The sequence below is a fragment of the Bradyrhizobium hereditatis genome, assembly GCF_020329435.1.
In the GTDB taxonomy this organism is placed as follows: Bacteria; Pseudomonadota; Alphaproteobacteria; order Rhizobiales; family Xanthobacteraceae; genus Bradyrhizobium; species Bradyrhizobium hereditatis.
Genome location: NZ_JAGKJK010000007.1, coordinates 95,175 through 118,258, shown reverse-complemented (window position 1 = coordinate 118,258; position 23,084 = coordinate 95,175). Strand labels below are relative to the sequence as shown.

Annotated in this window: 23 protein-coding genes; 8 read left to right on the top strand and 15 right to left on the bottom strand. The window is 63.2% G+C overall.

From position 1 onward, the window contains the following. Positions 1-11 precede the first annotated feature (11 nt). The 8 genes from J6524_RS17760 to flgB form a co-directional block, all read right to left on the bottom strand. A complete protein-coding gene (locus J6524_RS17760; protein WP_225672810.1) occupies positions 12-983 on the bottom strand; it encodes a Tim44 domain-containing protein in 972 nt (323 codons plus the stop codon). 203 nt (positions 984-1,186) lie between these two features. Next, positions 1,187-3,751: a cell cycle histidine kinase CckA gene (gene cckA, locus J6524_RS17755; RefSeq protein ID WP_225672807.1), complete on the bottom strand. Its 2,565-nt coding sequence runs from the start codon at positions 3,749-3,751 to the stop codon at positions 1,187-1,189. A 146-nt stretch (positions 3,752-3,897) separates the two neighbouring features. Continuing rightward, a complete protein-coding gene (flhB, locus tag J6524_RS17750) occupies positions 3,898-4,971 on the bottom strand; it encodes a flagellar biosynthesis protein FlhB (protein WP_225672805.1) in 1,074 nt (357 codons plus the stop codon). Positions 4,972-5,021: 50 nt separating this feature from the next. Continuing rightward, positions 5,022-5,792 (bottom strand): flagellar biosynthetic protein FliR, encoded by a 771-nt coding sequence (gene fliR, locus J6524_RS17745; protein WP_225672803.1) that lies wholly within the window; start codon positions 5,790-5,792, stop codon positions 5,022-5,024. Between the two features lie 14 nt (positions 5,793-5,806). Further along, positions 5,807-6,070 (bottom strand): flagellar biosynthesis protein FliQ, encoded by a 264-nt coding sequence (fliQ, locus tag J6524_RS17740; RefSeq protein WP_225672801.1) that lies wholly within the window; start codon positions 6,068-6,070, stop codon positions 5,807-5,809. Between the two features lie 141 nt (positions 6,071-6,211). Beyond that, positions 6,212-6,523 (bottom strand): flagellar hook-basal body complex protein FliE, encoded by a 312-nt coding sequence (gene fliE / locus J6524_RS17735; protein WP_225672799.1) that lies wholly within the window; start codon positions 6,521-6,523, stop codon positions 6,212-6,214. Between the two features lie 16 nt (positions 6,524-6,539). Next, positions 6,540-6,965: a flagellar basal body rod protein FlgC gene (flgC, locus tag J6524_RS17730; protein WP_225672797.1), complete on the bottom strand. Its 426-nt coding sequence runs from the start codon at positions 6,963-6,965 to the stop codon at positions 6,540-6,542. Between the two features lie 26 nt (positions 6,966-6,991). Continuing rightward, positions 6,992-7,402 (bottom strand): flagellar basal body rod protein FlgB, encoded by a 411-nt coding sequence (gene flgB, locus J6524_RS17725; RefSeq protein WP_225672795.1) that lies wholly within the window; start codon positions 7,400-7,402, stop codon positions 6,992-6,994. A gap of 407 nt (positions 7,403-7,809) precedes the next feature. Here flgB and J6524_RS17720 point away from each other — a divergent pair, with 407 nt between their 5' ends. The 4 genes from J6524_RS17720 to J6524_RS17705 all read left to right on the top strand — a co-directional run bounded on the left by J6524_RS17720 (position 7,810) and on the right by J6524_RS17705 (position 11,291). Further along, a complete protein-coding gene (locus J6524_RS17720) occupies positions 7,810-8,826 on the top strand; it encodes a flagellar biosynthetic protein FliO (protein WP_225672793.1) in 1,017 nt (338 codons plus the stop codon). Continuing rightward, positions 8,823-9,578, top strand: coding sequence for a flagellar type III secretion system pore protein FliP (gene fliP, locus J6524_RS17715; protein ID WP_225672791.1), 756 nt, complete (start codon positions 8,823-8,825; stop codon positions 9,576-9,578). The genes J6524_RS17720 and fliP overlap by 4 nt, the downstream gene beginning before the upstream one ends. Before the next feature lie 226 nt (positions 9,579-9,804). Continuing rightward, entirely contained in the window at positions 9,805-10,788 is a 984-nt protein-coding gene (locus J6524_RS17710) for a GGDEF domain-containing protein (RefSeq protein WP_225673217.1), read from the top strand. A gap of 170 nt (positions 10,789-10,958) precedes the next feature. Beyond that, positions 10,959-11,291 carry a copper-binding protein gene (locus J6524_RS17705; protein WP_225672789.1) on the top strand — a complete coding sequence of 111 codons (333 nt, stop codon included), beginning with the start codon at positions 10,959-10,961 and terminating at the stop codon, positions 11,289-11,291. Positions 11,292-12,155: 864 nt separating this feature from the next. Here J6524_RS17705 and J6524_RS17700 read toward each other — a convergent pair. Then, positions 12,156-12,455, bottom strand: coding sequence for a hypothetical protein (locus J6524_RS17700; RefSeq protein WP_225672787.1), 300 nt, complete (start codon positions 12,453-12,455; stop codon positions 12,156-12,158). Here J6524_RS17700 and J6524_RS17695 point away from each other — a divergent pair. After that, entirely contained in the window at positions 12,454-13,848 is a 1,395-nt protein-coding gene (locus tag J6524_RS17695; protein ID WP_225672785.1) for an FAD-binding oxidoreductase, read from the top strand. The two genes, J6524_RS17700 and J6524_RS17695, sit on opposite strands and share 2 nt — an antisense overlap. A 39-nt stretch (positions 13,849-13,887) precedes the next feature. On the opposite strand, the gene J6524_RS17690 is transcribed toward J6524_RS17695, so the two are convergent. Continuing rightward, positions 13,888-14,124: a hypothetical protein gene (locus tag J6524_RS17690; RefSeq protein WP_225672783.1), complete on the bottom strand. Its 237-nt coding sequence runs from the start codon at positions 14,122-14,124 to the stop codon at positions 13,888-13,890. Positions 14,125-14,439: 315 nt separating this feature from the next. On the opposite strand from J6524_RS17690, the gene J6524_RS17685 reads away from it, so the two are divergent. Continuing rightward, positions 14,440-15,291 carry a glyoxalase superfamily protein gene (locus tag J6524_RS17685; RefSeq protein ID WP_225672779.1) on the top strand — a complete coding sequence of 284 codons (852 nt, stop codon included), beginning with the start codon at positions 14,440-14,442 and terminating at the stop codon, positions 15,289-15,291. A gap of 49 nt (positions 15,292-15,340) precedes the next feature. Here J6524_RS17685 and J6524_RS17680 read toward each other — a convergent pair whose 3' ends face one another. After that, on the bottom strand, positions 15,341-15,718 hold the full coding sequence (locus J6524_RS17680) for a DUF1488 family protein (RefSeq protein WP_225672777.1): 378 nt from the start codon (positions 15,716-15,718) through the stop codon (positions 15,341-15,343). Positions 15,719-15,817: 99 nt separating this feature from the next. Further along, the gene (locus J6524_RS17675; protein WP_225672775.1) at positions 15,818-19,585 is read right to left on the bottom strand and encodes a tetratricopeptide repeat protein; all 3,768 of its coding nucleotides are present in this window, start codon (positions 19,583-19,585) and stop codon (positions 15,818-15,820) included. 395 nt (positions 19,586-19,980) lie between these two features. Between J6524_RS17675 and J6524_RS17670 the strand changes: the two genes are divergently transcribed. Together J6524_RS17670 and J6524_RS17665 are read left to right on the top strand one after the other, a co-directional pair. Next, a complete protein-coding gene (locus J6524_RS17670; protein ID WP_225672773.1) occupies positions 19,981-20,202 on the top strand; it encodes a hypothetical protein in 222 nt (73 codons plus the stop codon). 83 nt (positions 20,203-20,285) lie between these two features. Then, positions 20,286-20,651 (top strand): hypothetical protein, encoded by a 366-nt coding sequence (locus J6524_RS17665; RefSeq protein ID WP_225673215.1) that lies wholly within the window; start codon positions 20,286-20,288, stop codon positions 20,649-20,651. A gap of 21 nt (positions 20,652-20,672) precedes the next feature. Here the strand turns inward: J6524_RS17665 and J6524_RS17660 are convergent, their stop codons facing one another. The 3 genes from J6524_RS17660 to fliM are packed head-to-tail and all read right to left on the bottom strand — an operon-like array spanning position 20,673 to position 23,076. Beyond that, a complete protein-coding gene (locus J6524_RS17660) occupies positions 20,673-21,443 on the bottom strand; it encodes a MotE family protein (protein ID WP_225672771.1) in 771 nt (256 codons plus the stop codon). Further along, entirely contained in the window at positions 21,440-21,880 is a 441-nt protein-coding gene (locus J6524_RS17655) for a DUF6468 domain-containing protein (RefSeq protein ID WP_225672759.1), read from the bottom strand. Before J6524_RS17655 ends, J6524_RS17660 begins: the two co-directional genes overlap by 4 nt. Further along, positions 21,877-23,076 (bottom strand): flagellar motor switch protein FliM, encoded by a 1,200-nt coding sequence (gene fliM, locus J6524_RS17650; RefSeq protein WP_225672757.1) that lies wholly within the window; start codon positions 23,074-23,076, stop codon positions 21,877-21,879. The genes J6524_RS17655 and fliM overlap by 4 nt, the downstream gene beginning before the upstream one ends. Positions 23,077-23,084 lie beyond the last annotated feature (8 nt).

The window sequence follows — 23,084 nt, the reverse complement described above, 5'->3', positions numbered from 1 at the left end:
TGCAGGGGCGATTAGCTAGTCTGCTGGATCGCCGAGAGTTCCCAATCGCCGCCGCGTCGGCGGGCGAAGGTCCAGACCTCGGTGGCCTCGATCGGGGTTTCGCTGCCCGCGACCAGACGGCCGGTGGTGCGCTCCAGGGTCTTGTCGACCAGCGAGAACCGCATCGCCACGCTGGCATAGTCGGTTTCGCCTTCGCGCCAGGCCTCTGCGAGGTCGCCCTGCAGCAGCTTGACGTCGGACACCTTGTTGATGTCGTTGCGGGCCTTGTTCTCCTCGAGGTCCTTGGAGAAGTAGGACACCATCTCCGGCGTCGCGAGCGTATGAAGCTTCTCGACATCCTCGTTCGACCATGCCGCCTGGACTTCGCCGAGCAGCCGCTCGAAGGCTTCGTAGTCAGCCGGCTGGATTTCCAGCGCCGGCTGGCTCGATCCCAGCCCGAAGCCGCTCAGTCCGGTACGGAAGCTGGTCTGCGCGCCCGGGCCTTCGGCAGGTCCGCCGGCATAGGCGGAGGCTGGCGTATGGCGACGCTGCCACCAGGACATTGCCAGACGTACCACGATGACGATCAGCGCGATCTGCAACAGCAGGCCGATAATCGAAGACAAGCTGCCGAGACCGGAGAACAGGCCACCGCCGAACAGCATGCCGAGCAGGCCGGCGCCGAGGAAGCCCGCGGCGAGACCGCCGAGCATGCCCATGCCGGGCCGGTTGAAGAAGCCGCCCTTGTTGGCCGCGCCCGCCGCGGGCGTGCCTACGTTCGGAGTGCCCGGCTGGGTAAACGAACGGTTCATGGGCTGCGCCGTGCCCGGCGCGGTGGTCGTGCTGGGGGGCGCCGAATAGGTACGCGACCCGCGCGAACCCGAGTTGCCGCCGCCGCCAACGCGGGCGTCGGCTTCGGAGATCGTGATCGCCAACGGGAGCGCCACGGACAGGACGATCGCCAGTGTCCGGATAATTCCGCGCGTGCCTTGCGAGAAATTCATGTGCTTTTTCCTCAATTCCCAGGATGGGGAAGCGCCCCTAAGATGGGCACAGCTGCTCAAAAGTGAAGCCATTATCAGGAACTGCCGCTGCGGCCCTCAGTCGCGGGGATGTGACGATTTGGCAGAGAGTTGTGATTTCCAGGAGATTTCCAGGACCAGTCACATTCTTGCGGTTTTCTTGGGGTTGCCGGCCAGTTCCGGGCTCACGACGCCGTCATGGTCTCCTTAACCTTCTCGACCAGCGCGCTCAGCGCAAATGGCTTCGGCAGGAAGGCAAACTGCTCGTTCTCCGGCAGGCTCTTGTCGAAGGCCTCCTCGGCATAGCCGGAGACGAAGATGATCTTGAGGTTCGGATTGCGCTTGCGCATTTCACGCAACATCGTCGGACCGTCCATTTCCGGCATGACGACGTCGGAGACAACGAGATCGACCGCGCCGTCCTTTTCGTCGAGCGCGTCCATCGCCTCGATGCCGTTGGAGGCCTCGATCACGCTGTAGCCGCGCGAACGAAGGCCGCGTGCATTCAGCGAGCGCAGCCCGTCCTCGTCTTCCACCAGGAGGATGGTGCCCTGCCCGGTCAGGTCGGGTCGCGGCTTCGGCGGCTCGGCTGCCCCTTCCTTGGCTGCCCCACTGGTGGCCTGCGGCTCGGGCTGTGCTTCCAGCTCGGGCCGATGCCGCGGCAGGAAGATATGGAAGGTGGTGCCTTCGCCCGGCGTCGAGTCGACATAGACGAAGCCGCCGGTCTGTTTGACGATGCCGTACACCGTGGAGAGCCCGAGACCGGTGCCCTTGCCGACCTCCTTGGTCGAGAAGAACGGCTCGAAGATCTTGTCGACGATGTCGGGCGGGATTCCGGTGCCGGTATCGGAAATGTCGATCCGCACATAATCGGCGGCCGGCATGCCCTTGTGCGAAAGCTGGGCGGCTTCCTCCGCCGTCACATTGGCGGTTCGCACCGTCAGCTTGCCACCATCGGCCATCGCGTCGCGCGCGTTGACCGCGAGGTTAACCACCACCTGCTCGAACTGCGAGACGTCGACCTTGACCGGCCAGAGATCGCGGCCATGCACGAGGTCGAGCTTGACCTTCTCGCCGATCAGCCGCCGCAGCAGCATGGTGAGATCGGAGAGCGCGTCGCCGAGGTCGAGGACCTGCGGCCGCAGCGTCTGGCGCCGTGAGAACGCGAGCAGCTGTCGCACCAGCGTCGCCGCACGGGTCGCGTTCTGCTTGATCTGCATGATGTCCTGGAACGACGGATCGGTCGGCTTGTGCGCGTTCAGCAGGAAGTCGTTCGCCATCATGATGGCGGAAAGCACGTTGTTGAAGTCGTGCGCGATGCCGCCGGCGAGCTGGCCGACCATGTCCATCTTCTGCGACTGGTTGATCTGGTTTTCCAGCGTCCGCCGCTCGGTGGTCTCGAGCAGATAGACGATGGCAGCTTCGGTATCGCGTTCGTCTTCCTCAACCGCAGTGACGAAGAACTGCCCCCAGCGCTCCTTGGCACCGTCGAGCATGACTTCGACCGGCGCGATATCCCCCTGCCCTTCGGCCGCCTGGTTGATCGCTGAGATCAACAGGCTGCGGTCGCGCGCGTTCACCGTGCGGAAGATCGATTTGTTGGCGGCGCCATCCGCGCTCAGGCTCTGCGCAAGCTTGGCGAAGCGCGCATTGGCGCGCACCACCGTGCCGCCGCGGTCAACCGTCGCAATCGCCATCGGCGTATGGTCGAAGAAGCGCATGAAGCGGACTTCGGCGGCGCGTTCGGGGTCGGAATGCTCGTCGCGCGTACGGCTGATCACGAGCGTGCGCGAGGAGCCCGGCGAGCCATCGGCGCCGAAGGCGAGCTTGTGATAGAGCCGCACCGGCATGGTCTTGCCGCCGCGCATGCGCAGGTCGATGTCGAACACTTCGGTCTTGACCTCGCCCGGCACCGCCACGATCGAGGTCAAGAGCGCAGCGCCGTCGCCGGACACGATATCGGTGAGCTTCAGCCCGCCCGAGCCAATCTCGGCGAGATCGTAGTCGAGCCAGTTCGCGAGCGTAGCGTTGACATAGATGACGTCGCCGGCCGGATTGACCGAGAAGAAGCCGCATGGCGCGTGGTCGAGATATTCGATCGCGTGCTGCAGTTCCCGGAACACGTCTTCCTGACGCTCGCGGTCGCGCGTGATGTCGGCGATCGACCACACCGCGTATTTTGCTTCGCGCTTGCCCTGGCCAAGCGGGCGAACCCGCATCCTGAGCCACCGGCCCTGTGCGCCGTCGGAGCCCGCAGTACGGACCTCCTCCTGCTGCCGCTTGCCTTCGCGCGCCGCCTTGAGCAGCCGGAACACGGCTTCCGAGACGTCGGGATTGCCGATGAAGACACGTTCGACCGGCCGCACATCCTGCGGGCTCGCAGCGCCCGTCAGTGCCAGATAGGCGGCGTTTGAATAGACCACATGACCCTTGGGATCTGTTACTGCCAACCCATCATAGGCATGATCGGCAATGCGCCCCATTACCGGGTCGTCGGCGGTGCGGTCGGTGAAGCGGATGATCCCGGCGGCAAAGGCGAACAGATTGAACAGGCCGACCATGGCCAGCAGCGCTAGCACGCCGAGAATATAGGGCTGGGCCTGGGCGCGGCCGATGGTCATCAGCGCCACCGCCACCGCGACAATGCCGGCTGCCACCAGCAGCACCAGCACGATGCTACCGCCCCGCCGCACCGGTTCGTGGGCCGCGAGGGGCTCGGTCGGCGAATGGCTATCGGTTTCGACGGTCATGAAAGAGGCGCCGCCTTCCGGCATGGAGGGTAACGCGCCGATTTGCGCGCCCCTCCTGAGTGCCTGAATCGGACCCGCAAACGCAAGTCCATCAGGCAGCAATTTGGCGTATTGAAGGTATTTCAAGGGGATTTCTGGCTGTTCCCTCACATTTGCCGCCTGGAAAGGCCGTTCTTCAGGCGCATGACGTAGCCGATGACCTCGGCGACCGCGTGATAGTGCTCGACCGGGATCTCCTCATCGATATCGACCGTTGCATAGAGCGCGCGCGCCAGCGGGACGTTCTCAACGATGGGAATGTCGTGCTTTTTGGCGATTTCCCTGATCTTGAACGCGACGTTGTCGACACCCTTGGCGACGCAGACCGGGGCCGACATGCCGCGGTCGTAGGACAGTGCCACCGAATAGTGGGTCGGGTTGGTGATGACCACGCTGGCGTTGGGAACGGCGGCCATCATTCGCTTCTTCATCCGCTGGACCCGCAACTGCCTGATGCGGCCCTTGATGTGGGGATCGCCTTCGGACTGCTTGAACTCGTCCTTGATCTCCTGCAGCGACATCTTCTGCCGCTGGTACCATTGCCGGTATTGAAAGAAGTAATCGGCGATCGCGACCGCGGCCAGCATCGCCGCTACCGCGCCCATCAGTTGCAGGGTCAGGTTGGTGGTCACCCCGAGGATCGCCGACGGATCGAACATCAGGAAGGATTCCAGCCGATGCCGTTCGGGCCACAGCACCGCCATCATGACCGCGCCGAGCGCGATCAGCTTGAATAGCCCCTTGAAGAAATTCGCCAGCGCCTGCTTGCCGAAGATGCGCTTCAGCCCGGCGCCGGGAGAGACCTTGCTGAACTTCGGCTTCAGCGATTCCGATGACCACACCAGCCGGTGCTGGATCATGTTGCCGGCGATCGCGGCGAGAGCCAGCATCAGCAGCGGCACACCGATCGCCCCGAGCACGGCATAGCCGAGCGTATTGCCGAGTGCGAGCAGCGCTGCGCCATCGGTGCGAAGCTGGCCCGCATTGGCGATCAGGTTGCGCAGCGGCATCAGGATGCCGCCGCCGATCGATCCCGAGAATGTCGACAATATCAGCGTGCCGCCCGCGATGATGAACCAGGTGTTGACTTCCTGGCTCTTGGCGACATCGCCCTTGGCAAGCGCGTCATCGAGACGTTTTTGCGTAGGGTCTTCTGTTTTGTCGTCGGTATCCTCGGCCATCGCGGCGTCCTAGCATTTTTGTTTGAGCATGATCCTCTCGGAATCATGCTCTATTTCAGCGGCGTCAGCTCGTGCATCACGCCGATGAAGTAGTTGAGATAAGTTGCCATCATTCCTGTGAGGACGAGGGCGAAGATCAGAAAGCCCGCCATGATCGAAAGCGGCACGCCGACGAAATAGACTTGCATCGCCGGCATCAGCCGCGCCAGCACGCCAAGCCCGATATTGAAGACGAGGCCGAACACCAGGAATGGCGCCGAGAGCTGCAGGCCGATCTTGAAAGCGGTGGCGAAGGCGCGTGTGGCGAGCGCCGCCACGTCGCCGCTCGGCATCAGTTGGCCCGGCGCAAAGATCCGGTAGCTCTCGTTGAGGGCGGCGATGACGAGATGATGCGTATCGGTGGCAAACAGCAGCGTCATGCCGAGAATGGAGAGGAAGTTGCCGATCAGCACGCCCTGCTGGCCCTGGGTCGGATCGACGGCGGTGACGAAGCCGAGGCCGAGCTGCTGGGCAATCACCGAGCCCGCCACCGCAAGCGCCGCCAGCGTCACGCGCGCGGTGGCGCCGAGCACGATGCCGATGGCGATCTCGTGCACCAGGAGCACGCCGAGCGCGGCCATCGACGTCAGGTCGACCTGGTAGGCGGTGCGGTGCAGCGGCAGGATGATCAGCGTCAACAGAAGCGCGATCGCGAGCTTGATGCGCACCGGGATATTGCTTTCGCCAAATCCCGGCAACAGCATCACCATCGCTCCCACACGCGCAAAAACCAGCATGAAGGTGGCGGCAAGAGCCGGCAGGAACGATATGTCGACGCGCATTTAGTCACAATGCATCAACCGCCTATGATTCGCGACGATATCCGCATCATGTGACCGTGCAGCGAATCCGCCATGAACGGCAATGCCAGTAGCAGCGTGACGAAAATCGCGAGAATCTTCGGCACGAAGATCAGCGTCTGTTCCTGGATCTGCGTCAGCGCCTGGAATAGCGACACGACCACGCCGACTACCAGGCCGATCACCATCAGGGGCGACGATATCACCACGATGGTCCAGATCGCATCGCGCGCCACGTCGAGGGTTTCAGCACCGGTCATTGTTGTTTCTCTCGCTTGCTTTTACTTGCACCGTCATTCCGGGATGGTGCGCAAGCACCAGACCCGGAATCTCGAGATCCTCAGATGCGCAATTGCGCATCATAGTTCGCTTCGCGCCCCGGGATGACGTCCCAAGGGACGTTAGATCGGCATCTTCATGATGTCTTCGTAGGACTGGATCACGCGATCGCGCACCGACACCAGTGTCGAGACGGCGACATCGGTCTCCGCCACTGCCGTCACCACGTCCATGACGTTGGCCTTGCCGGAGGCCATTGCCATGGTCTGGGTGTCGGATTTCTTGCCGGCTTCCAGCACGCTTCCCACGGCGTCCTTGAGCAGCGCGCTGAAGGACGGGCCGCCGGTGGACTGGTTGCCCTTCTCGGCGCCGCCGGTTTCCATGATGCGCGAAAGCGCGGCGTAGGCATTTGCTGCAACGGTCGGTGAAGCCATTTTCTATGGTCCCTGTTCAGGCCTTGAGGATGTCGAGTGTGCGTTGGATCATGCGGCGCGTGGCGCTGATGATGTTGAGATTGGCCTCGTAGGACCGCTGCGCCTCGCGCATGTCGGTCATTTCGACCAGCGGATTGACGTTCGGGTATTTGACGTTGCCGGCGGCGTCCGCCGCCGGATTGCTCGGCTCATGCTTGACGCGAAATGCTGATTGATCGGTCCCGATCTTGCCGAGCGTCACCACGCGCGCATCCAGCGTGCGGTCGAGCGCGGATGAAAACGTCGGCACCTTTCGGCGGTAGGGATCGCCGCCCGCGGTCGGGGCAGTCGAATCCGCATTGGCGATGTTTTCCGAGATCACCCGCATCCGTCCCGCCTGCGCGCGCAGGCCGGAGGTTGCGATGCTCATCGAGCGGGCGAAGTCGCTGCCATCATCTGCCATGATCTACTTCTCCTAATCGCGGCGCGTCAGCGCTTTCCGATCGCGGTTTTGAGCAGGCCGAGGCTGCGGGTGTAGAGCGAAGTGGCGGCTGCATAGTCCATCTGGTTGGCCGAGACCTTCAGCATCTGGTCTTCCAGATTGACCGAGTTGCCGGCCGGCTTGGTCAGGAAGCCGCTCCTGCCGCCGTCCCCCCTGAAACTCGGCGCGCCGCCGGAGGCGCCGATATGCGTGGCGCTGGTGCGCATCATGGCGAGCGAGCCCATCGCGCCGTCGACATTCGTCCCCTTGCGGTCGAACTTCGGCTCGACCAGATCGCTCGGCCTGAAATTCGGGGTATTGGCGTTGGATACGTTTTCGGCGAGCACGCGCTGGCGTTCCTGGTGCCACTGCATCTTGGTGCGCAGCGCCGACAGGATCGGAAGATCGTTGATGGCCATCGCGAGCGGCTCCCGTTAACCTCTGGCTGAAACCGCGAGGTAGGCAGAATTTGCCCGGTGTATGGTTAACGGGTGGTTAAAATCGCGCACCGCGGCCCAATGCCGCCCAACTGCGGCAAAAACAGCGCATTTTCGCCACGAAAACTACGTTAACCAGCAGCAACCAACCCGGCTTGGGGCGCTCAGAAGTCGTTTTGGACCTCGCGATTCTTGGTCTATTAATTAACCGGGGCGGCGGGGTCGCCGCGGGGAATTAAGAAATAAGGCTGATCTCGGGCGTGATTCGCCGTATGCGGATCGCGCAGGGCATGATCCGGCGGGCGGGAATGGGCGTTCCCCCCAGGGAACAGGCTCGGACAGGAAGACCTAACGGTACTCGAGAACGGCCCGTGGCCGGGGACTAAAGAATGCAGACACTGACATTCCTCTTCGCATTCATCGCCGTTCTGGCGCTGATCGGCGTGGCCGCCTGGCTGGTTCGCCGCTTCGCCAACAACCGCCTCGGCGCCAACACCCAGCGCGGTCGCATGCCGCGCCTTGCCGTGATCGATGCCGCCGCCGTGGACGGCCGCCGACGCCTGGTGCTGGTACGGCGCGATAACGTCGAGCATCTCCTGATGATCGGCGGTCCGAGCGACATCGTGGTCGAACCCAACATCGTGCGGGCGATGCCTAACCGCGAGCAGATGGCGCCCCGCCCGGCGGTCGGCGAGCAGCCACCGCGCATCGCGCCGCTGCCGGATGCCGCCTGGAGCGACGAGGCGGCGGCAAGAGAGACTGCACGACCCGATTTGCGACCAGCCGAAGCCTTCGATCATCACGCCGAACCGCAGATGCCGGAGCCCCCGCCGCGTCCCGCACGGCCCTCCTTCGCCGAGGAAATCCGCCGCCCCGCGCCGCCGTCCATGCCTGAGCGGCGCAGCGATCCGTTGACAGGCTTTACGCCGGAATCGATCAGCGGCCGACCCGAAGGTGCCCCGCCGCGCCTGCCCCGCGGCGAGCCGCTGATGCCGCGGCCGCAGCGCGAGCTGCCCAAGGTGCCGCGCGAGGCTCCGCCGGTCCGCGAGGCGCCCCCGATCCGCGAAGCACTGCGAGAGGCAACACCCGTTCGCGAGGCACCGGTCCGCGCACCCGAGCGCGCTGCGGCGCCGCCACCTTCGCCTCCCACCCCTCCGTCCCCGCCTGCCCCAGCGCCATCGAGCGCCGACCAGAATCTCGCCGAGATGGCACAGCGGCTGGAAGCTGCCCTGCGCCGGCCGGCCGAACCCGTCGCGCCGCCGGTTGCGCCGGAGACGCCGCCTGCCCGCACCGCCCGCGGCGAGCCCCCCGCACCCACGCCTGCGCCCGCGCCGCAGAAGAGCGGCTTCGAGAATCTCGAAGACGAGATGGCGTCATTGCTGGGCCGGCCGAAGAATCCTTCGTGAGGCCGGCGACTTCTCCGCGTAGAGTTTTATTTTTCTTAGTCCTGACCGCCGCCGGATCGCTCGCCGATCCGGCGCTGGCGCAGGACATCAGCATCAATCTCGGCCAGGGCGGAGGCGGCGTCACCGAGCGCGCGATCCAATTGATCGCACTGCTGACGGTGCTGTCGATCGCGCCGTCGATCCTGATCATGATGACGTCGTTCACGCGGATTGTCGTCGTATTGTCCCTGCTGCGCACCGCGCTGGGCACTGCCACCGCCCCACCCAATTCTGTGATCATTGCGCTCGCAATGTTCCTGACAGCCTTCGTGATGGGCCCCGTCCTGCAGCGGTCTTACGACGACGGCATCAAACCGCTGGTCGCCAACGAGATCGGGGTCGAGGAAGCGCTGCAAAAGGCTTCCGTGCCGTTGCGCGCCTTCATGCAGAAGAACGTTCGTGAAAAGGATCTGAAGCTGTTCGTGGACCTCTCCAGCGAGCCCCCGCCAGCGGCGCCCGAAGACCTCTCGCTGCGGATCTTGGTCCCGGCCTTCATGATCTCCGAGCTGAAACGCGCCTTCGAAATCGGTTTCCTTTTGTTCCTGCCCTTCCTGATCATTGACCTCGTGGTCGCATCCGTCCTGATGTCGATGGGTATGATGATGCTGCCACCGGTCGTGGTGTCGCTCCCGTTCAAATTGATCTTTTTTGTCCTGGTCGACGGCTGGTCACTGGTCGCGGGCAGCCTGGTCCAGAGTTACGGCGGCAGTTAGCCGGGAATCTCGGGCTCCCGGACTGGAATAGGTCAACATTTGTTACGTATTTGCCGCGGACTTTCCGACCGAATTTAAGGTCAGATTAGTTCCTTCGTGCACAATGGATGCCAGGGAAACTGATTTCGCATCAAACGCATCACCGGATCAGACGATGGCAGGGCAGCCGATCGGCGATATGGACGTCGAGTACGCAACGACGATTGCCGACCGCGCTATTCGGTTGATGTCGCAGCAGTCCGTACCTGCTACGCCGACCAATTTCGCCGTCTGGTTCGAATATGCGCTGGGCAGCTCGGTGGCGCTGCGCAAGACCATCGACATCCTGATCGCCGGCAGGCGCAAGTTCGATGCCGCGACCAACCACGAGCTCTACATCACCTACGTTGCGCCGCAGTCCGGCGTGGAGCCGCTGGGCGATCTTCCGGAGCAACTGAGCGGCCTGATTGCCACCGCCCAGCAATTCCTCAACACAGCCGTTACCGACAACCAAAGCCACATCAAGGCGCTCGGCGAAGTGTCTTCCGAAGCCGCCGCTAGCGCCGATCCCCGGACAATCATTGCAAAACTGGTTGACGAATTGTCAAAGGCGACGGCCCGAGCCGCCAAGCTCGAGGCGAATTTCGCCGCCACCTCGGAAGAACTGGACAGCATCCGCGACTCGCTGAAGGCGGCCGAGCAGCGCTCCAATACCGATGCGCTGACTGGGCTCGCCAACCGTCACTCGATGGACGAGTTCCTTCGCCTCGCCCAGATCGCCGCGATGGAAAAGGACGAGGCGCTCAGCGTTTTCCTGATCGATATCGATCACTTCAAGAAATTCAACGACGACTACGGCCATCAAGTCGGCGATCAGGTGCTTCGGCTGGTCGCAAAGGTCCTGCAGGAAGGTGTTCGTGAAGTCGATCTCGCTGCCCGCTATGGCGGCGAGGAACTGATTGCGGTGCTTCCGGGCGCCGATCTCGCGGCATGTACGTCGGTGGCCGAGCGCATTCGCCGCCGCATTGCCGAAGCGAAGCTTACCCGCCGGGCCACCGGCAAGGAGATCGGCAGCATCACGGTTTCGATCGGAGTCGCGCAATTCCGCCTCGCCGAGTCAGCGGAAGCGATGATCGAGCGCTGCGACCGCGGGCTCTATCAAGCCAAGCGGCTCGGCCGCAATCGTACCGTGACGGAAACCGAGCTCGAGCCCGAGGCCGGCGCGGCCTAGACTTCAACCGTTTGATTGGGCCAAACCGGACCTTCCGTCCTACCTCTCGTTACGAGGATGGTCCGTTCGAGAGAACGCTATCCCGCGAAAATTGCGGCAATGCCTTTCGATGCGGAACTTATGCCGCAATCCCGGCTTATCGTAGACACCCTACAGCCGGGGAGTTCTCCATGAAAATCGCAGGGATGATTATGGCTGCTGCGGCGGCCCTCAGCATCGTCGGTACGTCGGCTCTGGCACAGCACACGCGGACCGGAATGATAACGAGGATAGACCGGATCAGCGGCACCATCACCATCAGGGATATGCCCGACGGCACCACCGGGGCGAACACCGGCGCCGCGACTGAAGAATTCAAGGTCCAGGATGGCGCACGGCTAAACGCCGTGCACGCCGGCGACAGGGTCACCTTCGCCGTGAGCGATACCGCGGGGACCAAGACCATCACGAAACTCGACAAGGCGGACGCTGTCACGAAGATCGACAAGAACGAGAAGAAGTAAGGCGATGCCGAAGCGGCATCCCACTTCATGATGTCTCACTTCGATCGGAGAATAGCGAGGCCCGGAGGGCCCTTAGCAAGATGACGTTTCTTCGAACGCCATCTTGCTTCGGGCGTCCGGGCCTCTTCACCGGAGCCATCCCATCCGGAATAACGAGCCACTCGGCACTGATTGCTCTGTAAGACAATCCCACCGGACTTTGCCTTGATCTGCCGCAAACGCCCGTTCTGAAAGCCGGCGTGCGCTTTTGCGGTTCGTGCGCTAGCGCGGCGACCGCTCGAGCGAAGCGCGAATTTCAGCGGCTGCTTCGTCGAAATATTCGTTCAGCCTCTGGAATCGTTGCTGCAGCGCCCTGAGTTTTGCGCTGCGTTTCGCCGGCCCTTCCCGATCAATATTGAATTTATCAGCGGGCGACGGACGGGATGCCACAGCTTCTGCGGTGGCAAGCGCTGCTCGCATCGATGTGTCGTGGCCGTTGGTGGAAGACATTCTGCACGCCTCACAATTGCAATTCGCCCGGACTTAATCCGGTGGAATTACCGTGTGGTCACGCGCTGGCGTTGCGAATTTGCGCCGTGCAGTGGGTTGTTTGGATGCCCAGCCGGGGCCGATTTGGTGGCAAAAGATGGTCGTTGGCAGCGAATGAGTGGCACGACCTCGTAGTCTTACGGAGTTTCTGTCCACGATTAGGATGCAATCCGGAACCACCATTGCCGAATTGAGTCGTTTGTTGCTTCAGCGATAGTTCGATATGCCCGCCCCGCCTTCAGAAACCGGTCTGCCGCCGCGCTGCGAGAAATGCGGCGCAGCTACGGCTCAGATCGGTAAGCTGCCTCGGATCGGACTGCGCCCTCTCGTCTACGTTTATAAGTGCGACGCCTGCAACCACATCACTTCGATCGAGCCGGAGCACCGGGACAGCCCCACCATCAGCCCTACCGACACACCGCTGATGCCGAATTCGCGCACCAAGAAAGCCCCGCACAGGATCTCCCGGCGACAGCCGCACTGATCGGCCGGTGACAGCACCATCCGACGGACGGAGGCTTCAAAGCGCGCTCTTCCTGCTGAGAATGCCGTGATAGCGGCTGCACCGGGTTTCATCTCGGGAATGCCGCATGTATAGCTTCGGCCAAACTTCTCAGAAAAGAAGAGGCAGGGCATGTCCGAGGGCTTCATTGATGAACTGCGCAACGCGCTAGGCAACGGCGCGGTCCTATCCGGCGACGATATCGACGCGCGCTATCATCACGACCTGGCCGGCAATCCGGTGCCGAAACCGCGCGCTGTGGTCCGCCCGAGGACGACGGAGGATGTCTCGGCCTTGCTGAGGCTCTGTCACCGCCAAGGCATCCCCGTTACGACGCAGGGCGGCATGACCGGGCTGGTACGCGGCGCGTTGCCGAACGCGAACGAAATCGTGCTCTCGATGGAGCGCATGAACAACGTCGAAGAGGTCGATGCCTCCGCCGGCGTCGCCATCGTGCAGGCCGGCACGCCGCTGCAGAAGCTCCAGGAGCGGGTCGAGCAGGACGGATTGATGTTTCCGCTCGACCTCGGCGCGCGCGGCAGTTGCACCATCGGCGGCAACATCTCAACCAACGCCGGCGGCAACCGCGTCATCCGCTACGGCATGACGCGTGACCTGATCCTCGGTCTCGAAGTCGTCACCGCCGACGGCACCGTGCTCAAGGGCCTGCGCAAATACATCAAGAACAATACCGGCATCGACCTGAAGCAGCTGTTCATCGGCAGCGAAGGCATCCTCGGTGTCGTGACGCGCGCTGCGCTCCGCGTCTTCCCTGCCCCGGCGGAGCGGCAGGTGGCGCTGTGCGCCCTTCCATCGTTCAGGCAAGTCACGACCTTCCTGAAGATGGCGCGGGAACATCTGGGCGGCGAACTGACTGCGTTCGAGGTGATGTGGAATGCGTACTACCGCCTCACCGTCGAGCGCGTGAAGGGCGTGGCCGGGCCGTTACCGACGCATCATCCGTTCTACGTTCTGCTGGAGGCTTCCGGGAGCGACCCCGAGCGTATCCATGCCGATCTTGAAAAACTGCTCGAGACGGCGATGGGCGACAATCTGATCCTCGACGCAACACTCTCGACTTCGCATGCATCGGCCGCCGCGATCTGGCGCATCCGCGATTCCAGCGTCGAGTTGGGCCGCACCTTCCCCTACACCGCCCGCCTTGGCTTCGATGTCAGCCTCGCCATCGATCGGATGGAAGAGTATGCCGACACGATCGGATCGCGCGTTCGCGCCATTGATCCGCAAGCGTTTGTCATCGTGTTCGGCCACGCCGGCGACGGCAATCTGCACGTCAACGTCCATCATGAGCATACGCCCGACAAGCACGATGAATTCGAGAAGCTGGTCTATGACATCACGGGCGAATTCGGCGGCTCGATCTCGGCCGAGCACGGCATCGGCATCCTGAAGCGTCCCTACCTCAAAATGAGCCGCACCGAAGCGGAGATCGAGACCATGCGCACCCTCAAGCGCGCGCTCGACCCGAAGAACATCCTGAACCCGGGGCGAATCTTTACGCTGTGATGGAATCGAACCGTCAGGATCGGGCCCGACGTTCGCGCCTTACTCCTTGAAGCTATACTGCTTGCTGAGGTGATCGCCGATCTGGACCAGCATGGCGACGCATTCGGGGTAACCTGGTTTGGCGATCGTCGCCTCTTCCGCCCTCGCGCGGAATTCCCAGCTGTCGCCGTCGCGGATCACGGAGATCTCGATGCCATCGGGACAATCGAGGTGGGCCTTCAGCTCGGCCCGCGCCATCGCAATGAGTTCAGCTTCGGTTTTGGCAGGCTTGCTCATCGTGGCGACATCCTCCGTCAAATTGTTTCCCCGCAGGGTGCCGCTTTGCCGCACATCTGTCGAGGGGCGACCGAGCGACGCGCGCCATCTCGTCGCGCTCGATGGCTCCATTCTGTCCGCCTTCCCGATTGACAAGACCGGGATCGCCGGCGCACAAATTCGGCGGGTGGATACGACCCGCTGCTTGCACCCTCCTCCCAAGGGTATGGCGAACGTATCGAGCCGCGCTTTAAGGCTTTCCTCATGTCCCGAGCGAACGGGTCAGCAACGCAAGCTCCTGACATCTTTCCGTTCGTCGATGCAGAGGATCGTCCCATGCGCGATTTCCGCGACGCAAAAGCTATGGCGCAAACGCTACGTGAAGCGCTGAACGCCAGATCCGTTTCCATCACCCACAGCGAGGCATTGGAGCTGATTGCCAAGATCCTTGGCTGTCGGGACTGGAACGCCCTTGCTGCGAGAATTCAGTCCAGCAACGGGCAGACTGCCTCGTCCGCAGAATCGCTACCGCCCGGCAGCAGTCCCGCGGGCCAGACCTCGCGCCAGAAGGTCGCCGTAGATGCGGCAATTCTCGACGGTTATGCCGGTTTCTACCAGCTCGATGACAACGCCCTTTTCACGGTTACGCGCGAGGCGGATCATTTGCTCGCCCGTCTGACCGGGCAACAACAAGTCCCGTTCTATGCGCAGAGCCCAACCGAATTCTTTGCTGACGTCGTCGATGCACAGATCACGTTCGTCCGGGATGGACGAGGGCCAGCAGCATCGGTCATCTTGCATCAGGGTGGCGGGAATTTTCCGATGCAACGCGTTGACGCAGCAACAGCGCAGCAGATTGCAAGCAGGACGGCGGAGAAAGTGAAAAGCCAGACCGCAAGCCCGGGAACGGAGGCAGCCCTTCGCCGGCTCATTGACGGGATCATCAGCGGCAAGCCCAATTACGACGAGATGAGCGCGGCGCTGGCCGAAGCTACCCGCCAGCAATTACCAAACCTGCAGCTCGGCCTTACCGAATTGCGCGCTGTCGAGTCGGTCAGATTCCTCGGAGTGGGCTCCCAGGGCGAGGACGTCTACTCCGTCAGACACGAAAACGGCGCGTCGCATTGGCGGATCGGGCTGGATTCGAAAGGCATGATCGCAACCGCTTGGGTTACTCCGGGTCCTTGAGCAACACGGCGCCGCCACGCGGTCCCCAGAGTGTTTACGGTGCGGCGCGTTATTGCGCCGCGCTTGCCGGCCTCGTTTCGGCAATGACCCGCAGCGAAGCAGCGTTTTCCGTATCCGGATCGGCCGCGATCGGCTCGGCCAGTGGCGGCGGCGATTTCTGAATGTGCTTGGTGAATATCCTGACGACCTGGCCTTTCACACACGGCCCTTTGTCGAAAATCTCGGATGCAATGCCCTCGACGGCGTCCCTCAACGAGAGAAATTGCGCCTGCCGCGCCATGCTCTCCGTACCCTTCACGCCACCAAGTTCGTCCAATGCGGCGTCGCTGATCTGGCACTCGACCGTGTCAGTGTTGTTCAGCATGGTGAACCTGAACGCGAGGCGTTCGTTGTCATGTCCTATGATTCGGTCTCGGGTCAGCGGCATTGGACGGCTAGACGATTGCGGTTATGCGCCAGGGCGGCGCTGACATCGTCCCTAATGCGTCAACTCGTCAAAAGTTGGCCGAAGCTGAGGCCGAATCCGCTACTTGGCCCGCTTCGACAGGTCGATCTTCCTGACACCGACGATCGCCGGCAAGGCGCCGGTGTGCACCGGCTCACCCCCCGACGTTTCAGGCGGGCCCGGCGCGCGGGCGGTAGCGTCCGGGAAGCGGACCTTCATTTCACGGATGAAGCCGTCGAGCGTATCGACGCTGGCGGCCATCCTGGCGATCTCTGAGAATTCAGCGCTGCTGGAGGCAGCCGGCTTGCTCGCGGTATCGAACGCGAACCGGTCGGCCTCGCCTGTCATCAGGGGCGCATATTTCTCCCGGAAGCGAGCCAGGCCGATTGCATCCTCGGCCAGCGCATAGCCGACTACGGCGCGGATCATGTCGCTCTTCTCAATGGCGTTCAGCGGTTTGAAATCCCGCCAGCGGTCGCCATAGTACAGCTCGATCTGCTCGGAGGCCTCGCGCCACTGCCGCGACGCCCAGTAGATGTCCGAACGCAGCCGGATCGCTTCGCGGCCCGTGATGTTGGAGATGATATCGAGCGCAAGGTCGTGGCGCCCGACATCACTCTGGGCCCGCGCCTCCAGCAGCAGCCGCTGCTGTCGCAATTCGCCCGAGAGATCGGCGATCCGGGTCAGGCGGAGCGCGGTGATTGCCCGGTCAGGCTTGCGCGCGGTCAGATAGACCATGGCAAGGCGCGCGGCCACCTGTGCGCGCGCGGCCCCCTCCAGCCGCTTGTCGACCTGATACTGAAGTAGCTCTGCGGCCTGATCGAGCAGGTCGATCGCTGCGAGCCGGTCTGCGAGACGCCGGATCATCTCGTCGCCGCGCCGGCCGATTGGCGTCAATTCACGATACTCATAGAACATGGCGAGCGCGTCGACCGGCTTCATCTCGTCGCCCTTGGGGCCGAGATAAAGTTCCGAGAACAGCGCGGACGCGGCATCCTGGGCCTGCCGCGACAGTTCGGAATTGGGCTGCAGCTTGGTTGCAGTCTTGGCGGCGCCGAGCGCGTCGGCATAGCGTCCGCTTTCGGCGTAGAGCTGGGTCAGCTTGTTCAGCGCCTTCAACTCGATCGTATCGCCGCGCCAGATGACCGACAGCGCTTCCAGTTCGCTGATCAACTCGGCCTGCCCGAGTTCGCCGCGCTTGTGCCGCAGCAGCGCCTGCAAGAGCCTCGCTTCCGCCGACGCCTGCCGGTCGCGCGACTGTACCGCGAACCTGTAGGCGTCGAGCGCGTCCTTGTCGTGTCCCAGTGCCTCGGCGAGGCGTCCGCGCAGCACCGCGATCTCCGGCTTCATCTCGCTGGGGACGCCGATCACCTCGAGTTCGCTGCGACGCCGCGACGCCCCGCCATAATCCTTGACCTCGAGCGAGGCCCGCATCGCGTCGGCCGCGACGATGCGCTGCAACTCCAGCGGCAGCGCGGCAATCGAGAATTCGGCGTTCTTGAACTTTTCACGCGCGTCCGCCCATTTCTCCTGACGGGCAAAGGCGAACCCCTTCCACAATTGGGAATCATAGCCGTTGCCGATCGCCGGATTGGCAAGATCCTTCAGCGCCTGCTCGGGATGACCGATCAGGATGCTGGCGACCGCGTGCACCATGACCACGGCGGGATCTTCGGTCCCCTGGTTGCTCTCGGAGAGGATGAGATTGGTCATCCCCCTCGCCTCCTGATACATGCCGCGCGACATGTAGAAGTTCGCCAGGTCGAGGCGGGCGTGGGACTTTTGCTCGGGTCCTGCTGTGGCTGCGGCCTTGATCAAGGCATCCAGGCGCGGAAAGAACTTCTCTTCCCGGTTCTTGCGCCATTCATTGGCGTCGAACAGCGGCCTCACCGCCGCGGTGGCGCGTTCGGCCGAGACGTCGGCGGACGACAGGGTCAATCCGCCGGGCCGGCCGAGCATCACCTTGTCGGAGCCGACCTCGGCGTTGATGTCGTCGGAATTTGGGTGCACCGCCACGCCATGCACCGATTCCAGGAGCGACAGTTCGACGAAATCGTGCCGCTTGATCAGGCCACGGGTCGGTGGCGCCGCGGTGACGATCAGCAGCGTATCGCCGGCGTCGGGATCGACGAGCCGGTGCATCGCGCCGGGATTGGTGAGCGGCACGGTGACGTTGGCGAGCGCGGGATCGGTAATATTCCGCAGCACCGTCAGCGGCAGCTGCGGCGTCTGCCCGCGATCGGCGAAGGTCAGCGTCCACTCCGCACCCTTCGAGCGGCTTTCGCTTTCGAGCGAGGGGATCTGCGGCCGGTTGAGGCGGATGCGGATGGCCTGGCCTTTTTCCAGCGGCAGTCGGCTGACATCGCCAATGATGGCGCCGGCCTTGGAGCGGATCGGTTCGATATCGATCGGCTTGGTATGATCGAACACCAGCCACACGGTGTCGGCGCGGCGGAACAGTGCAGCCGGGGTTGGCGCAGCAAAGGAGAATGTAACGTGCAGCCCGTCGCTGTCACGCCTCGCCTCGATGGCGGCGGCCTTGGCGCCACTTTCCGGCGTCGGATTCGATGCGACCGGAGCTGCCGTCTTTGGCGGCTCGACGGGCATTGCGATGGGCTTCGGCACTTCGGCTGCGGTGGCCTGGATCTGTTCAGCGCGCTGCGTCGCTTTCGCGGCTTCGGCCGGTGCCGATGATTTTTGCGGCGCGGCTGCCAGTTTCTCGCTCGCGGGAGTGGCGATATCACCCGCCGGCATCGACTTTTCGACGGCCGGCGTTGTCGCCGCGGCCGGCGCGTCGGTTACCTGCGGGGGCTTGATCTCGATCTTGGCCTGTTCGGCAATCATCTCCGAGGTGGCGGGTGGAATCTCCGCCGGCTGCTGCGGTGGCGGCGATTCCTTCAGTGCCTTGTCGCGCGAAACCCGCGAGGTCGGCCCCGGTTTGGCTGGTGCGATCGGCTTGGCCGCAGCCTGCACCTCGGCCAAGGCGGCAGGCTTTTCCGCCTGCTGGAAGGCAACGTCGATCACATAATTCTTTTCCTCGCGGAAAGAATGTACGTCGACCTCGCCGATCAGCAGGATGTCGACGGCGGAAGAATCGACATCGGCCCGTTGGCTGATCGACGCGACGTTCGGCGGCGCCGCCACCTTGGCGTCGGCCAGATCGAAATTGAGCACGCTATTGAACTGCAGCGTCAGCTTCTGCTCGTTCAGAACCGACGAGACATTGACGCCCTCAGGTACCTCGAACACGAAGCGCACGAATGTTGGTTGCACCGAGGCACGGACGCGCACCGGTGGCCTCTTCTTCGCGGCAGCGACTGCAAGCTGGGCGCGAAGCGCGCGCTCGGCGGCACGCGCCCGCTCGGCGAGTTCGCGCACGACCGCTGAAGGAAGCGGCGGTGGCGGGCCGGTCCAGCTATCGGGCAGGAAGTCGACGAAAATCCGCTCGGCCGCCGTCATCGTGTTGACGGTTGCTCGCCGGGCCAGCGACAGCCGGATCGCCGTACCGTCGGGGTCGCGCCGCGCCGGGCCGACATAATCGGGGACAGCGTCCGACAATTTATCGACGGGAATATCTACCGGGCGCTTGAAACGGATAATGATGATCGAACCGGCGGTCGTAACGTCGGATTCGACGTCCTCTGCCAGCTTCAGCACCAGCCGTGCGAAGCCGCCTCCCGCCGTAAACGTCGCCTCCCCCCGGACCGGATCGTCGGCCCGGCAGGCCTGCGAAAACGTCAGGCCGGCGAGCAGCAGGAGAAGGGCAAGCGGCCGGACGAGGCAAAACCGGGCCGCCCACGCCAAGGCGCGGCCCTGCGACCCAGTTCCAGCGGCAGCCCTTTGCCCCATCCAGGAAATCTCGCGGCCCCAATGAGTTCTGCGGCGAAGCTCTCTCGCCTTTGGGTTTGAATCTTGGATTGGCCGACTTAAGGCTTTGTTAACGTCAACTCATTGATTTCGTTAGAAGGGCAGATTGGACGCCTGCTGCCGGCGCAGGCAGCACACCTGACCGATCGACCAAATACGATCTCTTTCGGGCCTATCAACCGAGCTCGCAGGCGCCGCACCTTGTCATCGTATCGCCACGCACTGCGCTCAGAATCATTATCGCCAGATGATTGGAACCAACATCAGGCGTCCCGTTTTAGGAAGATCATAGACCCGGGCTACGCGGCCGGCAGTCGATCAACCAGCGCCCCCGGGTCTGCCAAACCTGCCTCAGGCAGCCAATCGGAGTGCGTGAAATGGCAACCCAGATCGTGATGGATCGTACCGGCGACACCCGCCATACATTCGACGTCCATGATCGCGTGGAGGTCGAAAAGGCCGAGCGGCGGTTCAAGGAATTGACCGGCGCTGGCTTTACGGCAGCGGTACGATCGGGGCCCGGCGAGCAACGGGTTATCCGCTCCTTCGACCCAACGGCGGAGGAAACGCTCTTTTATCCGCGTCTCGTCGGCGGCTGACGGCAGTGACCCAGCAGATCGCGCTTGCGATATGCTCGTTCATTCTGGCCTTGCTCGGCACCGTGCTGCTATCGGCGCTTTCGCTGGTAGTGGCGCGGTCCAGCTCCAGCAGCAGATCGTTCCGCTACGAGACTGAGGCGCGAGCGCTGGCGCTCTTGAAGAGCTGGCTCTCGCCGAAGCAACGTGCCAGCTACGAGCGATTCCGATATTTCGATGTCGTCGGGAGCGACACCGGGACACGGTATCGGATTCATCACGGCACGCAGACGAACATCGAGGAGCTCAACAGCACCGGCCACCATGTCTGCAAATGGTGCTTCGTCCCGGACGGAGACCTTGTCGCGGGCGATGTGATGCTGGCGCAGAAGATCGCCCTCGAAACCAACGAGCGCGGTGCCCTTTCGGTAGCCCACCGCTCATTCGTTTCGTCGGGGCCTCGCAGGTTCTGACGCGGGTCAACTGGGCGTCAACTAATTGGGCCTGGGCTGCAGAATCTTGCCTTCGATTTTCGGCAGCTCGGCCACGGGAGCGGATTTGTCGGCGCCGGCGCGGCGGGCCAGTTCGACCGTCAGCCGTTCGGCGGCTTCCGGCTGCATCAAGCCCAGAATGTCCGACATCTTCCGCGGCGCAATTTGCGATGCGATTTCATAGAGCACGGACATTTCCAGCCGGTCGAACACCTTGGCAGCGTCCTTCGGCTTCATGCCCTCGTACATCGTGATGATGCCCTTGAAGCGGGCGGCATCCTGTTCGGCCTTCTGTCCGCTGGCGGTCGATATCCGCGCCTCAGTGGCCTTCATTTCCTCGACGCGCCCCTCGATGCGCTTCTCGGCGGACTTCAAAAGATTTTCCCGAATTTCAATTTCACGTGCGCGCTGCTCCAATTCCTGGCGCCGGGCCTGCAGCCGTTCCAGGATGGCGCGCTCCGACGGCGATACCGATTGCGGGTTCTGATCAGGAAACACCACGACGCCGTCGGGCTTCGGCGCCTCGGTGGCGGGCGCGGCCGGCTTCGGTGCTTCTTCCTTCTTGACCGACCCGGTGATGTCGGAGGGATCGGACTTCGCGCCGCCGGGATAGCCTAGATTGTCCTGCGCCCAGGAGCGCTTCGCCGGCTGGCTGGCCTGATAAGCAAACACGTATCCGCCATCGATCACGAGGCCGGCGACCTTCAGCACCGCAAGGCCGAAGATCGCGACCAGCACGACTGGAATGACACGGATGTCGCGAAACGATTTCATGCGGCGAGGCCATTGGCCCTTCGGCGTTCGGAGAACGCTTCAGCGGCAGCTGCGACCGCCTTGGCGGAAGAGACCGTGGGCGCCGCCGCCGATTCGGCTTCCTGCGAGGGCCGCGCCGCGATCGCGATCTTGGACAGACGACGAATGACGCCATCGCCTTCGGCGAGCATGCTCTTCAGATGCCCGGCCATCTGCGTCGCCGCCGTGAGCTGGCTGCCGAGATTCTCGTTGACGTCTCGCACGGTGTGCTTGAGGCCGCCGATCGCCCGCTCGGCGATTTCGGTCGCCGTGATCAGTTCCGCGATCGTGGCCTTGAGCGATTGTTCGTCCGCTTTCAGGCGCTTCAGCCGCTTGTTGAGCAGCATGCAATAGCCGATCGTGAGCATCAGCAGCACCGCCACCAGACTCTCGATTACAATGCCAAGGGAATGACTCATTGTGCCTCCATCAACTTGGTCTGTTCATCGGCCTTCTCGAACATCGCGAAGGTGGTATTCGGCTTGCGCAACTGCTTGGTGACGCGAATGGCGACGCGGTCGCCGACCCGGCCCATTCGTCCTTCGGTCAGCGTGACGTTGCCGCAGCGGACTGAGACCAGCGCATCGGGGCGCATCTCGAGCGGCAGAGTGTCGCCGACTTTCAGCTTCATCAGATGCTTGAGCGGAATGTCGGCTTCATACAGCACCGCATCGACCGAAATCTCGGCCTGCGCTACTTCGGTCGCGAAATGCCCTTCCCAGATCGGATCACGGCCGAACTTTTCGCCCATGAACATCTGCAGCAGAACCGGGCGGATCGGCTCGATGGTCGCGTAAGGCAGCAGCAGTTCGATGTTGCCGCCGCGGTCTTCCATGTCGATGCGCAGCCGCACCAGGATCGCGGCGTTGGCAGGCCTTGAGATCGCAGCGAAGCGCGGATTGGTTTCCAGCCGGTCAATCGAGAACGTCACCGGCGACAGCGGGCGGAACGCCTGCTCTGCATCGGCGAGCACCACCTCGACCAGCCGCTTGACCAGATTGGTCTCGATCGTGGTGTAGGGCCGGCCCTCGATGCGCAGCGAGGTCTGGCCGCGCCGGCCGCCGAGCAGCACGTCGATGATCGAATAGATCAGGCTGGAATCGACCGTCGCGAGGCCGAAATTCTCCCACTCCTCGGCCTTGAACACGCTGAGCACCGCGGGCAGCGGGATTGAATTCATGTAGTCGCCGAAGCGGACCGAGGTGATGCGGTCGAGCGAGACTTCGACGTTGTCGGAGGTGAAGTTGCGCAAGCTCGTGGTCATCAACCGCACCAGGCGGTCGAACACGATTTCGAGCATCGGCAGACGCTCGTAGGACACCATCGCGGAGTCGATGATGGCGCGAATGCCGGAATGGTCGTCGAGATTGACGTCGCCGACGGTGAAGCCGAGCAGATTGTCGATTTCTTCCTGCGACAGAACCCGCTCGCCGGAGTTCTTGTTGCCGAATTCCCGGCCGCCATCCTCGACCATGGCTGCCCATTGCAGCGCCATGCTCTCGGAGAGTTCATTGGCGGCAGCTTCTTCCGCGGCCGCCGCGGGATCTTCGGAATCGAGCGACGCCTCCCATTGGGCGGCTATCGCATCCTGGTCCATCTGGTCGTTGCCGGCCATGATCTTAA

Bases quoted from the DNA above. Each gene is read 5' to 3' on its own strand.
- flgC (WP_225672797.1), bottom strand. From the start codon at position 6,965: ATGGCAGATGATGGCAGCGACTTCGCCCGCTCGATGAGCATCGCAACC.
- cckA (WP_225672807.1), bottom strand. From the start codon at position 3,751: ATGACCGTCGAAACCGATAGCCATTCGCCGACCGAGCCCCTCGCGGCC.
- fliQ (WP_225672801.1), bottom strand. From the start codon at position 6,070: ATGACCGGTGCTGAAACCCTCGACGTGGCGCGCGATGCGATCTGGACC.
- J6524_RS17685 (WP_225672779.1), top strand. From the start codon at position 14,440: ATGCGCGATTTCCGCGACGCAAAAGCTATGGCGCAAACGCTACGTGAA.
- J6524_RS17675 (WP_225672775.1), bottom strand. From the start codon at position 19,585: ATGGGGCAAAGGGCTGCCGCTGGAACTGGGTCGCAGGGCCGCGCCTTG.
- J6524_RS17655 (WP_225672759.1), bottom strand. From the start codon at position 21,880: ATGAGTCATTCCCTTGGCATTGTAATCGAGAGTCTGGTGGCGGTGCTG.
- J6524_RS17705 (WP_225672789.1), top strand. From the start codon at position 10,959: ATGAAAATCGCAGGGATGATTATGGCTGCTGCGGCGGCCCTCAGCATC.
- J6524_RS17660 (WP_225672771.1), bottom strand. From the start codon at position 21,443: ATGAAATCGTTTCGCGACATCCGTGTCATTCCAGTCGTGCTGGTCGCG.
- J6524_RS17670 (WP_225672773.1), top strand. From the start codon at position 19,981: ATGGCAACCCAGATCGTGATGGATCGTACCGGCGACACCCGCCATACA.
- J6524_RS17760 (WP_225672810.1), bottom strand. From the start codon at position 983: ATGAATTTCTCGCAAGGCACGCGCGGAATTATCCGGACACTGGCGATC.
- J6524_RS17700 (WP_225672787.1), bottom strand. From the start codon at position 12,455: ATGCCCTGCCTCTTCTTTTCTGAGAAGTTTGGCCGAAGCTATACATGC.
- fliR (WP_225672803.1), bottom strand. From the start codon at position 5,792: ATGCGCGTCGACATATCGTTCCTGCCGGCTCTTGCCGCCACCTTCATG.
- J6524_RS17690 (WP_225672783.1), bottom strand. From the start codon at position 14,124: ATGAGCAAGCCTGCCAAAACCGAAGCTGAACTCATTGCGATGGCGCGG.
- fliE (WP_225672799.1), bottom strand. From the start codon at position 6,523: ATGGCTTCACCGACCGTTGCAGCAAATGCCTACGCCGCGCTTTCGCGC.
- J6524_RS17680 (WP_225672777.1), bottom strand. From the start codon at position 15,718: ATGCCGCTGACCCGAGACCGAATCATAGGACATGACAACGAACGCCTC.
- J6524_RS17695 (WP_225672785.1), top strand. From the start codon at position 12,454: ATGTCCGAGGGCTTCATTGATGAACTGCGCAACGCGCTAGGCAACGGC.
- flhB (WP_225672805.1), bottom strand. From the start codon at position 4,971: ATGGCCGAGGATACCGACGACAAAACAGAAGACCCTACGCAAAAACGT.
- fliM (WP_225672757.1), bottom strand. From the start codon at position 23,076: ATGGCCGGCAACGACCAGATGGACCAGGATGCGATAGCCGCCCAATGG.
- J6524_RS17720 (WP_225672793.1), top strand. From the start codon at position 7,810: ATGCAGACACTGACATTCCTCTTCGCATTCATCGCCGTTCTGGCGCTG.
- J6524_RS17710 (WP_225673217.1), top strand. From the start codon at position 9,805: ATGTCGCAGCAGTCCGTACCTGCTACGCCGACCAATTTCGCCGTCTGG.
- flgB (WP_225672795.1), bottom strand. From the start codon at position 7,402: ATGGCCATCAACGATCTTCCGATCCTGTCGGCGCTGCGCACCAAGATG.